This is a genomic window from Streptomyces sp. Ag109_G2-15, from assembly GCF_900215565.1.
GTDB classification, from domain to species: Bacteria; Actinomycetota; Actinomycetes; order Streptomycetales; family Streptomycetaceae; genus Streptomyces; species Streptomyces diastatochromogenes.
In genome coordinates, this window is the sequence record NZ_OCNI01000001.1 from 7,245,250 (window position 1) to 7,258,096 (window position 12,847).

Genomic DNA, 12,847 nt, shown 5'->3' on the forward strand with positions numbered 1-12,847 from the left:
CGCACCGGCTCCCGCCCATCGTATGTTCGATCGCCGGGGTTCGCTCCGGGATGGCGGAGGACCGGGATCTCAGCCTTGGCGCCGGCCCAGCACGCAGAACTCGTTGCCCTCGGGATCCGCGAGCGTCACCCACGGCTGCTCGCCCTGCCCGACGTCCGCGTGCCGGGCCCCGAGGGACAGCAGCCGGGCCACCTCGGCCGCCTGGTCGTCGGGCCGGAAGTCGAGATGCAGCCGGTTCTTGATCGTCTTCATCTCGGGCACGGGTACGAAGAGCAGCCCCGGCAGCCGGTCCGGCGCCGGCCGGATCTCGTACTCGTCGGAGGCCTCGTTGACCACCACCCACCCGAGCGCTTCGGCCCACCAGCGGCCCAGGGCCACCGGGTCGGCCGCGTCGACGATCACCTGTTCCCATTCCAAGGACATGCCCGCAGCGTAGTGAAGACTGGCCGTAGACGCCCGAGGACTTGGAGGCCCGCGCATGACACGCCCGATCACGGCAGGGGTGGACGGTACGGAGGAGAGCCTGGCCGCGCTGGACTGGGCGGGCCGGGAGGCCGTACGCCGGGGGCTGCCGCTGCGCGTGGTGCACGCCTGGCGGTTCCACGAGGGCCTGGGCGCGGTCGACCGGGACACCCAGCACGGCTGGGTGTCGGACGGGGTGGCGGACGCCGTGCGCGCCGTTTCCACGCGCCATCCGGAGCTTCGGGTGAACGTCGACGTGGTCGAGGGCGGGGCCGTCGAGGCGCTGGTCGCCGCCGCGGCGGAGGCCGAGATGCTGGTGCTCGGCTCGCGCGGGCACGGCACGGTGGTCGGGTTCCTGCTGGGCTCCGTCGGCCAGCAGGTGATAGCCGGGACGCACCGGCCCGTGGTCCTGGTGCGCGCCGGGAACGAGCCGGCGGCGGAGGCGGCCGGCCGGGACGTCGTCGTCGGCCAGCACGGCGCTCCGGAGGACAGCGCGGCCGCGCTGAGGTTCGCGTTCGAGACGGCGGCCGCGCGCCGCGCCACCGTCCGGGCCGTACGGGCCTGGACGCTGCCGCCGGTCTTCGCCTACAGCCCCGGTTCGCTGAAGCTCCTGGACGACGCCGGCGGTCTCGAACCGTACGAGCGGAAGGCCCTGGCCGAGGCGCTCCGGCCGTGGCGCGAGCGCTTCCCGCAGGTGCCCGTGGCCGAGCACATCGAGATGGGCAGCGCGGGGCAGGTACTGCTCTCGATGGCCGGCCGGGCCCAGCTGATGGTCGTCGGCCGCCGGGCGCACCGCACGGCGGTGGGCGCCCGCATCGGCTCGGTCACCCACGGCGTGCTGCACCACGCCGAGTGCCCGGTGGCCGTGGTCCCGCACTAGTCGGGGGTCGTCGGCTCCAGGGTCGCGCGGGCCTTCGGCAGGACGTGCGCGATGTAGTCCTCGACCGCGGTGTCGAGGCCTATGTCGTGCTGCGCCTGCTCGGACAGGTACCAGCGGTGTTCGAGCAGTTCGTGGTAGATCTCGGCCGGGTCCATGGTGCCGCGCAGCTCCAGCGGGACCGCGCGGACGGTGGGCCGGAACACGTCCCGCACCCAGCGGTGGGCGAGCACCTCGGGGCGGGCGGCGAGGGGGTCGCCGGGCGCGTAGTCGTCCTGGGTGGCCATCCAGCTCTCCAGGTCGTTCAGCAGCCGCCGGGCCTGGTTCTCCTCGGCGTCGAGGCCGGTCAGCCGCAGCAGCTGGCGCTGGTGGTGGCCGGCGTCGACGACCTTGGGCACGAAGGTGACCGTGTCGCCGTTCGAGGAGTGCTCGATCTGCATCTCGGCCACGTCGAAGCCGAGGTCGTTCAGCCGGCGTATCCGGCGCTCTATGTAGTGGTACTTCCCCGCCGGGTACACCGAGGTGCGGGTCAGCTCCTGCCACAGGCCGCCGTAGCGGGTGCAGATCTCGTGGCCGAACTCGACGGGGTCGACGGACGGGTGCAGCGCGCCGGACGCCTCCAGGTCCAGCAGCTCGCCGCTGATGTTCACCCGGGCCAGGTCGAGGTCGTACTCCCGCTGCCCGGGGCTGAGCCGGGGGTGCAGGTCGCCCGTCTCGGCGTCCACCAGGTACGCGGCGTAGGCGCCCGCGTCCCGGCGGAACAGCGTGTTGGACAGCGAGCAGTCGCCCCAGGCGAACCCGGCCAGGTGCAGCCGCACCAGCAGCACCGCGAGGGCGTCCATCAGCCGGTGCATGGTCGCCGGCCGCATGGTCGTCTCGAACATCGAGCGGTACGGCTGCGAGCCGCGCAGATGCCGGGTCACCAGCACCGGTTCCAGCGGGGCGCCGGCGCGGTCGGTGCGGCCGGTGACCACCGCGAGCGGGTCGACGGCGGGGATGCCCAGCCGGTCCAGGTCGCGCAGCAGCTCGTACTCGCGCAGTGCGGGCCGCTCGGCCAGCTCCTTGACGGCGATCACCTCGTCGCCGGCTTGCGCGTAGCGCACGACGTGCCGGGAGATGCCCCGGGGGAGCGGCACGAGGTACTCCTCGGGCCACTCCTCCAGGGGCATGTCCCAGGGGAGTTCGAGCAGGAGCGCGGGGTGCTCCGGGTTCGTGGCGCTGATCTGCAAGGCCATGGGACGAACCTTAAGGCCCCGCCGGACGTTCTCAGGAGGCGCGTTCCCTGGCCTGGTCGGCGGCGGCCCGCACCGAGCCCCGGTGGATGGGCCCGTGCCCGGGCAGCAGGGTGTCGCCGTCGAGCGCCCCGATCAACTCCAGCGAGGCCAGGGCCCGGGGGCGCTCGTGGTGGAAGAAGTCGTGCAGCAGCTGGGGACCCTTGAGCCGCGAGGTCGCGTGGCCGCTGACCAGCGCGTCGCCGGAGATCACGATCCCGGCGTCGGGCAGGTGGTAGACGCAGTGGCCGTCCGTGTGGCCGGGGGTGTGCACGGGGACGGGCCGGCCCGGCAGGTCGAGCGCGCCCTCGGCCGGGAACGGCTCGGGGGCCGTGACCGGGTTGTGCGCGGTCCCGCCCACGCGGATCACATGCACCGCCCAGGGCACCACGCCGGGCCGCCAGGCATTGCGCACGACGTCGCCGATGGTGGCCTGCTGGAGGAACTCCCGGCGCGCGTGCGGGACTTCCGCCGGGTGCAGATAGACCGGGGTGCCGTAGGTGCCGCGCAGGTACTCGGCGGAGCCGACGTGGTCGTTGTGCGCGTGGGTGATCAGTACGGCGGCGACCGCCTCGGGTGAGCTGCCCACCGCGGCGAGGGATTCGAGGACGCCCTGCCGGTCCCCGGGGTACCCGGTGTCCACCAGCGTGACGGCGTCCCCGTCCTTGAGGATCACCCAGTTGGTGTTGTGGCCGTGCACCAGGTAGGTGTCGTCGGCGACTTGGCGTACGTCTGCCTGCATGGTCTCTCCGAGGCCCTGAGCGACTGATCGAGGGGGACAGCCAACCAGATGCCGTACCGCCCGTCGCAAGAGGGTGGCCGCGTCACTGCACGCCGTGCGGCCGGAACTGGATGCTGATGCGCGGTCCCGCCGCCCGGGCGGTCTTGGGGACGCAGTGTTCCCAGGTGCGCTGGCACGAGCCGCCCATCACGATGAGGTCGCCGTGCCCGAGCGGCCGCCGGACCGTTGTGCCGCCGCCTCCGGCCGGCCGCAGCAGCAGGTCCCGGGGCGCGCCGACGGAGAGGATCGCGACCATCGTGTCCTCCCGGGCGCCCCGCCCGATCCGGTCGCCGTGCCAGGCCACACTGTCCCGTCCGTCGCGGTAGAAGCACAGCCCGGCGGTGGTGAACGGCTCGCCCAGCTCCGCCGCGTAGTGCGCGGACAGGGCCGCGCGGGCCTCGTCCAGGACGGGGTGCGGCAGCGGGTCCTGGGCCGCGTCGAAGGCGAGCAGCCGCGGTACGGCCACCACGTTGTCGTACAACCTCAAGCGGATCTTCCGCTGAGGCTAGCAGATGGCCTCGTGACCTGCGTTTCAGCAGGTCAGGGGAGGCAGGGCCAATTTATTGATCTTGGCGTTCCGTGGCGCTCTGTGTCGGGTGCCGGCGGTGCTGTTGCTGACCCCGTGCTGACTTGGGTGAGGGGCCGTCAGGTGGCTTGGACCGGCCGGATGGAGACCGCGAGACCGCTACTGTCAGCAGCATCAACCTTGCTGCAGCGAACGTACCGCGCGGAGGTGTAGGGCGGCCCCGCAGCATCTCCGGGCGGTTGCCTGCGTGGGTCCGAGGCGAGCGGTGCAGCAGATTTAGGTCTTACGGGCACGGGTTGGGCACGGCCTCGGCCTGCGCCGCTCGGCGATGCCGTCTGGCCGGTGGCGAGGTGTATCAGACCAGGTCCAGTGAGGCGTATCCCGGGCGGTGTTGCTCGCGCAATCGATTGGTGCGGTTGCTGCCTGGTGGGACGAAGGCAGGTTGACTTGGTTGCACGGGGCGCAGGCAGCGATGATGCGGCGCCGCAGGCTCGCCTGCCGCTTGCCGGTCAGGTCGGAGGACTGATGCGGGCGGCAAGGATGGCGATGTCGTCCTCGGCCGGAGTGGGGGCAAGGCGGCTGATCAGGGTGTCGCACAGCTGGTCCAGCTTGTGGGTGGTGCCGGTGAGCAGGTCGGTGAGTTTGGTCAGGCGCTGGTCGAGGTCGCCGCCTCTCGTTTCGATCAGGCCGTCGGTGAAGAGTACGAGGGTGCTGCCTGGTTCCAAGGTGATGTCGGTGGCGGTGTAGGGGATGTCGCCGATGCCGAGGGGGGCGCCGGGAGGCAGGTTGAGCAGGCGCGCGGTGCCGTCGGGGGTGATGAGGACAGGCGGGGGGTGGCCGGCGCGGGCGAGTCGGCAGCGGCCGGTTCTGGCGTCGCAGACGGCGTACAGGCAGGTGGCCAGCAGGGGGTCGTCGAGTTCCTGCATGGTGCGTTCGAGGTGCTGCATCACCTGGTCGGGTGGAAAGTCGAGATGGGCCAGGGTCCGTACGGCGGTGCGTATCTGGCCCATGACGGCGGCGGCGGTGATGCCGTGGCCCATGACGTCGCCGATGACCAGGGCCGCTTTGCCGGGGGCGAGGGTGGTGACGTCGTACCAGTCGCCGCCGATTTCGTTGACGTCGGAGGCCGGCCTGTAGCGGTGGGCGACCTCTATGCCGTCCGGCGGGTGCAGGTGGCGGGGGAGCATGCTGCGCTGCAGGATCAGTGCCGTGTCGTGTTCGCGATGGTAGAGCCGGGCGTTGTCGATGCTCAGTGCGGCGCGTGCGGCGAGGTCGCAAGCGAGGCCGAGGTCGGAGGTGTCGAAGGCGGGGCTGCCTGGGCCGCGCAGCAGGGTGGACATGCCAAGAACCATGCCGCGGGCGACGAGGGGGACCATCAGCATCGAGTGCACGCCCAGGCGGTGCAGTCGGCCCGGGGTGGGGGTGTGGCGGGCGGCGCGGGCCAGCGTCTGGGTGTCGAAGCGTTCCAGGAGGTAGGGGTGGCGGTCGATGAGTGCCTGGGCGTAGGGGGCGCCGGCTGGGAAGCGCAGGGGACCGCCTACGGGGGCGAGGACATCGGCGGCTGGCATGCCGTAGGCCGGGGCCTTGCCGAGTCGGCGCATGACCGCGCCGGCGAACAGGCCTGTCAGAGGGTCGGCGGCCTCGGTGACCTCTGCGAGTACGTCGACGGTGGCGATGTCGGCCAGCCGGGGTACGGCGAGGTCGGCGAGCTCTTGCCCCGTGCGGGTGACGTCCAAGGTGGTGCCGACCCGCAGCGCGGCTTCGTTGAGCAGATCCAGTCGCGCCCGCCCGCGTGCGGTGTCCACGTCGTCCTGGTCGGTGGTGATGTCGATGATCGAGGCGCTGACGCCCAGTGGGCGGCCGCCCGGGTCGTCCAGGCGGAAGTAGGAGCAGGACCAGACCCGGTCCTGGTCTGGGTTGGCCGGAGTGCGGCCGATGCGCCGGAAATTCACCACCGCCTCGCCGGTGTCCAGCACCCGGCGCATCGCCGCTTCCATCTGCTCGGTGTTGACCCCGGGCAGGACCTCCCCCAGCCGCCGACCGACATGCGCGGCGGCCGGTACGCCGTTCATCGCCTCCAGCGCAGGGTTGACCTGCTCGAAACGGAGCTCGGTGTCGAAGACGGCCAGGCCAACGGGCGAGCGGGCGAACAGTCCGTCCAGCAAGGCGTCGGCTCCTCGGGCACGCTGGGCGGCGCGGGCGTCGGCAGCGAGCCAGATCATGCCCCAGCCTCTGTCGTCCGCTCCGGCTGCCGGGCACCCCCACACCTCGAGTGGCACCAGGGAGCCGTTCTTGTGCCGTACCAGAAAGGATCCGATCACGCTGCGCCCAGAGGCGACCGTCTCCCCCAGAGCAGGGACAGCGCGTCGGTCCTCGGAGAGCAGAAAGTCGGTGACGGACCGGCTGAGGACCTCATCGGCCCGGTAGCCGAGCAGCGCCTCGGCGGCCATCGCCCACTGCAGGATCCGACCATCGCCGTCGCAGATGACCAGAGCGACCGGCAGTACGTCCCACCAGGCCGCTGCATGCCTGACCGTGGCCCGTTGCTCCCCCACCTGGGGTTCCGACATCGCCGTCTTCTTTACCGCCGGGCATTTCGCCGCCTTCTCTAGTAAGTATGAACCGGCGCATTTATCCGGACCCTCTGGGCAGGTCGTGGCGGCGATGCGTCACTGGGCTCCGGTGGTGAACCCTCGGGCCGGTCTCGGCATCAACGCCGAGCCGGTGCTGGAACGGGATGCGATGTAACTCGACCATGTGGTCGCCGTCCCGCCCCATCCGGAGCGTGCGGCGGAGGCGCGGGGACCGGCGTAGGTACTCGTCACCATGGAGGCCGGCGACCTCCTCATCGCCGCCGGCCTGTACGTCCGGTTTCATCTCGCGGTAGTCGTGCTCGATACGCCAGCGCAGTTTCGCGGTGCGCACCAAGGTGGCCAGCGCCGTGTCGGCGGGCAGGCTGGACAGCCAGAACTGCACCGGTTCGGTCTGGTCGGCGGGCCATTCGGCCAGCAGCCAGCGCACGGGCAGTTCGGGGGCGTCGGCGTTCTTGCGGATCTCGCGTCCGGCAGGAGGGATGCGCAGGGCCACGAAGCGTGAGTACATGCGTTTCACCCCGCTGCGGCCGCTGCCGGGCCGGGAGCCTTCCCGCCATTGCACCGGCCTGGCGGCCTTCCGGCCGGCCGCGATGACCAGGTTCTTCACGGTCCGGGCCGGCTCGGGGTAGTCGGGCTGGGGCCGGGGACCACGGCCGCCGTAGGGCGGGGTGTGCGGCTGTGCTTCTTCCGGGTGGGCGGTGGTCGTGGTGGAGATGCCCACCACGTAGTCGAGTCCGCGTTCTTCCAGGCCCAGCCGGAAAGCTGCCGTGTCTCCGTGACCGCCGTCGGCGACGGTGAGGGGGATGTCGATGCCCCACGACCGCGTCTCGTCGATCATGTCCAGGGCCAGCTGCCACTCCTCGACATGGCCGACCTCGACAGGGATGCCGCACGGCTTGCGGCGGGCCACCTTGGCCGGATCGGCCTTCGGCGAAGCGGGATCCCAGCTTTCGGGCAGGAACAGACGCCAGTCGACGGCCGCCGAGGCGCCGTCGGACGCCGGATGCAGGCACACTCCGGCCTGGCAGTTGGTGACCTTGCCGGCGGTGCCGATGTACTGCCGCGACACGCACGCGGACGAATCGCCGTCCTTGAGGAAGCCGGTGTCATCGATGACCAGCACGCTCGGCTTGATCACCTGCTGCATCCTCCAGGCGAGGCGGGCGCGGACATGTGCCGGATCCCACGGGCTGGTGGTGATGAAGTGGGCCAGGGCCTGCCGGTTGCCGTCCTCGCCCAGCCGGACGGACATCGGCTCCACCGATTTGCGCCGCCCGTCCAGGAGCAGGCCCCGCAGATACACCCCGCCCCACCGGCGCTGCTCCGCCCGCGCGAACGGCTCGAACACCTCCGCAGCGAAGTCCTCCAGATCACACCGGACCGCTGCCAGCTCCTCAGCCATCACACCCGCTCAACAGCACAGGCAATCAAGGAGACTCTCCACCGGAGAGTGAACCTGACCAAGCACTACTATTGCCGCGTCAGAGAACGTCTACCCTGCCACTTCGTCAGGTGGGGCTAGCTCCAGGGTGCATGGCGGCGCGGCGGGGAAGAGGTTTCCTGACACGGCGCTACCGTCCTGAGGGTGACAGGAATCAATACCGACCGGCGGTGGTCCGAGTCCATGCCGGCGGCCTATGAGCAGTACCTCGTGCCGGTGGTCTTCCGGCCGTTCGCCGAGGACCTGACCACCCGGGCGGCGGCACTCCACCCTCGGCGAATCCTCGAACTGGCTGCGGGAACCGGCGTGTTGACGGCGGGCCTGCTCGCAGCTGCACCCTCAGCCGAGGTGACGGCCACCGACCTGAACGAGGCCATGGTCGCTTTCGGGTCGACCCGGGCCCCGGGCGCGGTGTGGCGGCAGGCCGACGCGCAGCGGCTGCCGTTCCCGGACGGAGGCTTCGACCTGGTGATCTGCCAGTTCGGCGTGATGTTCTTTCCCGACCGCATCGAGGCATTCACCGAGGTCCGCCGGGTGCTGGCCCCGGGCGGCCGGTTCCTGTTCAACACCTGGGGCCCGCTCGGGACGCACGCCTTCGAAGTCGCGTTGCAGGCCGGGCTGGAGCGGGCCTTTCCGGTCGACCCGCCGCGGTTCTTCCCGACGGTTCCGCACGGCTACGCCGACCCCGCTGTCGTGGCCGCTGATCTAGCGGCCGCCGGGTTCGCCGTCGAGGACGAGCAGGAGCTGACGCTTCAGGGCCGGGCCGCGTCGACCGCCGACCTTGCCACCGGGTACCTCACCGGGACACCGGTGCGCGCGGCCGTTGAGGAGCGCGGCGACGAACCGGCCGTCCGGGCCACCGTCATCGAGGAGATGACGGCCCGTCTGGGCCCAGGGCCGGTCACCGCCCCGATGACGGCGTACGTCTTCCGCGCCGCAGCCTGAACGCAGGACGCGCCCGCGCCGAGGATGGGCGTGAGTCGACCTCGACGGCGCGCGTCGCACGGGCGCCTAGTGCTTGGTGCAGGCGCTCGTTGACCTCCTGCAGTTCCTGGGTACGGGTGCAGAACTGGGCTTCGAGCATCAAGGTGCTGTCGGTTGCGTGCGCTACTTCCGCCTGTACCGGGTGATCCGCGCTCGCGAACGGATCATCGTCTGGGATCCCGGCAGACGTTTCGCGTACTGCGCCCAGGAAGCAAATGCCCCCGGCGTCCTGGCGCTGCTCGAAGAGTGGACCCTGACACCCTCGACAGACCTGGACCGTCGCCATCGACTCCAGAGCACCCGTCCACCTGCTCCTGAGGGCGAGCCGACACCACATCGACCGGCTCTTCCGTGAGGCAACCCAGCGCCTGGAAGTCCTGTGCCGCCACCGGTGACCAGCGGTCCGATGGGAAGGGGACCTGGCACGTCCATCTGTGCGGATCAACTCTCGGGCAGTACGAGCGTGCACGTCTCCCCGGGCGCGATGGTCACGGCACGGTCGGCGAGCACCACCCGGATCGGTGTCTCCTCCGAGTCGGGCACACCGATCTCCAATAGCCCGCTCCGGCGCCGTACGCCGACACCCCAGTGGCCGCGGTAGCGGAGGGAGAACCCGTACTCGGAGAGCGCTGGGAGAGGCACGGGGTCCAGCCACAGGGCGTCCTCGCGGGTCTCCAGTCCTGTCAGGCCGCGTTGGACCAGGTCGAGGGTCCCGGCCATAGCCCCGAGATGGATGCCCTCGCCCGTCGTTCCGCCCTGGATGTCGGCGATGTCTGCCTTCAGGGCCTCGTGGACGTACTGCCATGCCTCGGCTCGTCTGGCTCGGGCGAGGACGAGGCCGTGGACGAGTTGGCTGAGTGTGGAGCCGTGGCTGGTGCGCTGGAGGTAGTAGTCGACGGTTCTGCGCCAGAGTTCGTCGTCCAGGTCGTAGCCGAGACGTCGGAACAGGTCCCGCAGCTCGAAGGGCGAGAAAAGGTAGCCGAGCATGAGGACGTCGGCCTGCTTGGACGCCTTGTAGCGGTTGACCGTGTCGCCCTCGGCCTCAAGGATCCGATCCAGTCGCCGGATGGTGTCGTAGCGCGCACGGTAGGCGTCCCAGTCGAGCTCGACGAGGCTGTCGTAGCCCTCGAACTGGCTGATGATGCCCTGGTGGAATGGCACCTGCAACTGCCGGGAGATCTCCTCCCACTTCGGGGGTTCGTCGCTGTCCAGCCGGACACGTTCGATGAGTTCCTGTCGGCGCCAGACCGGAAGGCGCCGCAGGAGGCCCAGGGTGCGGGTGAGGACCCAGGCGGCCATGACGTTGGTGTATGCGTTGTCGTCCAGCCCGGGCTCGGCGGCACCCGGGTAGGCGTCATGGTATTCGTCGGGGCCGACGACGCCGCGGATGCGGTATCGGCCCGTGTCGGCGTCGAAGTCCGCGAGGTTCGCCCAGAAGCGGGCGATCTGCAGCAGCATCTCTGCGCCCTTGGTGTGCAGGAACTCGGTGTCCCCGCTGGCTTCGCAGTACTGCCATACGTTGTAGGCGATGGCGGAGCCGACATGGTGCTGGAGGCGGGAGTGGTCCGGCAGCCAGCGCCCCGAGTGCGGGTTGAGATGCCACTCCTGGGCCTCCTCACGACCGTCGCTGCCGCTCTGCCACGGATACATCGCCCCAGTTCGGCCGGTCGCTGCGGCCGCCCGGCAGGCCCGCGGGAGGCGCCGGTAGCGGTAGTTCAGCAGCGCCCGGGAGACCTCGGGCAAGTGCAGGTTGAGATAGGGCAGGACGAACAGCTCGTCCCAGAAGACATGACCGCGATATGCCTCGCCGTGCAGGCCCCGGGCGGGCACCCCCACATCCAGATCCGCGGTGTGCGGTGAGAGTGTCTGCAGGACGTGGAAGAGATGGAGGCGCAGGATGCGGCCGGCCTCGCCGGGCACCTGGATGTCCGTGCGCCGCCACAGCCGTTCCCACGCGGCGACATGGGAGTCCAACAGGGCGGGGAAGTCCGCCGCTGTGGACACCCGGTCGACTGCTTCGGCGAGCGGGTCGCTGATCGCCGTGTCCCTTGAGGTGTGCAGCGCCACCGTCTTCTCCACGGTGACGGGGCGGCCGGGCGAGATCGGGACTACCAGGTGGTGGACCGCGCGGTGACGGGCCGGACGAAGCACCGATGAGGCCAGCGCCCCTTCGGCGACGACCGTCGTCCGGGCAGCCAGGGCGACGGCGATGTCCGATGTGCTGGTCCGGCAGTTCAGCCATACCGTGCCGGGTTCCTCTGCCCCAGTGCGCACATGGGCCACATGCCTGCGGTTCAGGGCGCGGTAACGATGCACATTGCCGTTGATCACCTCCCCGTCAAGGCAGGATTCGATCTCGATCTCTCCCGACCAGTCCTCGGCCGTGAAGACCGTCCGCAGCGCGGCCAGGTGAGGATCGCCCATATGCACCAGGCGGGTCTGCTCGACGCCGAGCACAGTTGCTTCGTCGTCCTGGTGGCGGAACATCCGGGTGAGCGTGCCGCGGCGCAGATCCAGGGCGTGCCGGTGGTCCAGGAGAGCATGCGTGTCGGGGGAGAACCACGGGCCCCACTCTCCCTCGGCGCGGCGCCGACGGAATCGGAGAACCAGCCAGTTCGGGAGGTTGACCAGGTCCTCGTTCACCACCTGCCGCCCTGCCGCGGTCGACTCCAGTCGGTTGTAGCACCCGGCCGCGTAGGTTCCCGGGCAGTGCACCAGGCTCGCCCGGCACTCGGGCACCGCGCCCCGCGTGGCGAAGTAGCCGTTGCCGAGTGTGCAGAGTGCTTCACGCAGTTGTTCGGCTGCGGGGTCGTAGCCCGTCCACACCCATGTCCACTCCGACATCCGCCGCTCGTCCCTCTCCTTCGAAGGCCGCTGGGCCTGGGCCCGCGCGGTGACCTTCAGACCGGTTGGGGGACGACGGCGACTGGGCATTTCGAGTGGTGCAGCAGGGCATGGGCGACTCTGCCGAGCTGCAGGCCGAAGTGACCGTGCTGGCGCTGAGCACCGACGACGATCAGGTCGGCTTCGGTCGATGCCTTCAGGAGGACCCGGTGGGCGGGGCCTTCGACCGGTCGGCGCTGGATGTCGACCTGAGGGTGTTCGCGTGCGGCCTCGCGTAGCGCGTCGTCGAGGCCGGCCGAGGCCCGCTCCTCGCGCAGCCGGGCGGCGTCGTCGGCGATCAGCATGTGGTCCACGGGCTCTTGGGCCGGGTTGCGCCAGGCCCGTACGGCCGTCAGGGCGCAGCCACGCACCTCGGCTTCGCGGACGGCGAACCGTACGGCGCCCGCGCCACCGGTCGGGTCCCCGACTCCCACCACGACCCGGCCGAAGGATCCCTGACGGATCGAGTCCCCGCTTCGGACCACGACGACCGGGCACACGGCACGAGCCGCCACCGCAAGGCTGACCGACCCCAGCAGTAGCCCCGCGACCTCGCCGCGCCCACGAGAGCCCGTGACCAGGGCGAACGCCTCGGGGCCCGCCCGCAGCAACACGGATACGGCATCGTCTGGCAGTACCTCGCCCGAAGCCTTCACCTCGGGATTGCGAAGTCGGGCACGTTCCACGCTGGAAGCGATGATGTGCTGTGCCATGACCTGCTCCGCAGGACGGTCGGTGCTGAAGGACGGTTGGGCTCCCTCGTATCGCTCCCACAGGGAGGCGTGGACCAGGCGCAGCGGCAGCCCGTGCCGTGCCGCCTCGTCCACCGCCCAGTCGACCGCGAGCAGGCTGGAGTCCGATCCGTCGACGCCCACGACCAGCGGGAGTTCCATCGCCGCCACCGCCTTCTTCGTCCGGCTGCCGAGAGCCCCCTGTGAATACCGTCGCACCGTCCGAGTACCGCCGCGACACACCGACCGGGTCTCGGATCGGGCGGCCTCCGGCCGGATTGCGGTCTGCCAGGGCGC

General features: G+C 70.7%; 10 protein-coding genes and 1 pseudogene. 3 read left to right on the forward strand and 8 right to left on the reverse strand.

What is annotated here, in order from left to right; translation table 11 throughout:
- Window positions 1-69 precede the first annotated feature (69 nt).
- A complete protein-coding gene (locus tag CRP49_RS32570; RefSeq protein ID WP_097256568.1) occupies window positions 70-423 on the reverse strand; it encodes a VOC family protein in 354 nt (117 codons plus the stop codon).
- Window positions 424-478: 55 nt separating this feature from the next.
- Here CRP49_RS32570 and CRP49_RS32575 point away from each other — a divergent pair, with 55 nt between their 5' ends.
- Window positions 479-1,342 (forward strand): universal stress protein, encoded by an 864-nt coding sequence (locus CRP49_RS32575; RefSeq protein WP_097256569.1) that lies wholly within the window; start codon window positions 479-481, stop codon window positions 1,340-1,342.
- Here the strand turns inward: CRP49_RS32575 and CRP49_RS32580 are convergent.
- The 5 genes and pseudogenes from CRP49_RS32580 to CRP49_RS32600 form a co-directional block, all read right to left on the reverse strand.
- A complete protein-coding gene (locus CRP49_RS32580; RefSeq protein ID WP_097256570.1) occupies window positions 1,339-2,574 on the reverse strand; it encodes a DUF4032 domain-containing protein in 1,236 nt (411 codons plus the stop codon). The two genes, CRP49_RS32575 and CRP49_RS32580, sit on opposite strands and share 4 nt — an antisense overlap.
- Window positions 2,575-2,605: 31 nt before the next feature.
- Window positions 2,606-3,352: an MBL fold metallo-hydrolase gene (locus CRP49_RS32585; RefSeq protein WP_097256571.1), complete on the reverse strand. Its 747-nt coding sequence runs from the start codon at window positions 3,350-3,352 to the stop codon at window positions 2,606-2,608.
- Between the two features lie 82 nt (window positions 3,353-3,434).
- Window positions 3,435-3,872, reverse strand: a pseudogene (locus CRP49_RS32590) (alpha-ketoglutarate-dependent dioxygenase AlkB); the annotation flags it as partial.
- Between the two features lie 554 nt (window positions 3,873-4,426).
- Window positions 4,427-6,487 (reverse strand): SpoIIE family protein phosphatase, encoded by a 2,061-nt coding sequence (locus CRP49_RS32595; RefSeq protein ID WP_097256572.1) that lies wholly within the window; start codon window positions 6,485-6,487, stop codon window positions 4,427-4,429.
- 61 nt (window positions 6,488-6,548) lie between these two features.
- The gene (locus CRP49_RS32600; RefSeq protein ID WP_373560377.1) at window positions 6,549-7,913 is read right to left on the reverse strand and encodes an IS701 family transposase; all 1,365 of its coding nucleotides are present in this window, start codon (window positions 7,911-7,913) and stop codon (window positions 6,549-6,551) included.
- 222 nt (window positions 7,914-8,135) lie between these two features.
- Here CRP49_RS32600 and CRP49_RS32605 point away from each other — a divergent pair, with 222 nt between their 5' ends.
- Both CRP49_RS32605 and CRP49_RS46560 read left to right on the forward strand, forming a co-directional pair.
- Complete coding sequence (locus CRP49_RS32605) at window positions 8,136-8,897, forward strand: class I SAM-dependent methyltransferase (protein ID WP_097256573.1); 762 nt, start codon at window positions 8,136-8,138, stop codon at window positions 8,895-8,897.
- Window positions 8,898-8,970: 73 nt separating this feature from the next.
- Complete coding sequence (locus tag CRP49_RS46560) at window positions 8,971-9,291, forward strand: hypothetical protein (protein WP_143670039.1); 321 nt, start codon at window positions 8,971-8,973, stop codon at window positions 9,289-9,291.
- A gap of 86 nt (window positions 9,292-9,377) precedes the next feature.
- Here the strand turns inward: CRP49_RS46560 and CRP49_RS32610 are convergent, their stop codons facing one another.
- Complete coding sequence (locus tag CRP49_RS32610; RefSeq protein WP_097256574.1) at window positions 9,378-11,780, reverse strand: glycoside hydrolase family 65 protein; 2,403 nt, start codon at window positions 11,778-11,780, stop codon at window positions 9,378-9,380.
- 56 nt (window positions 11,781-11,836) lie between these two features.
- Window positions 11,837-12,712, reverse strand: a complete 876-nt coding sequence (locus CRP49_RS32615; protein WP_097257660.1) for a universal stress protein — start codon at window positions 12,710-12,712, stop codon at window positions 11,837-11,839.
- Between the last annotated feature and the right edge of the window lie 135 nt (window positions 12,713-12,847).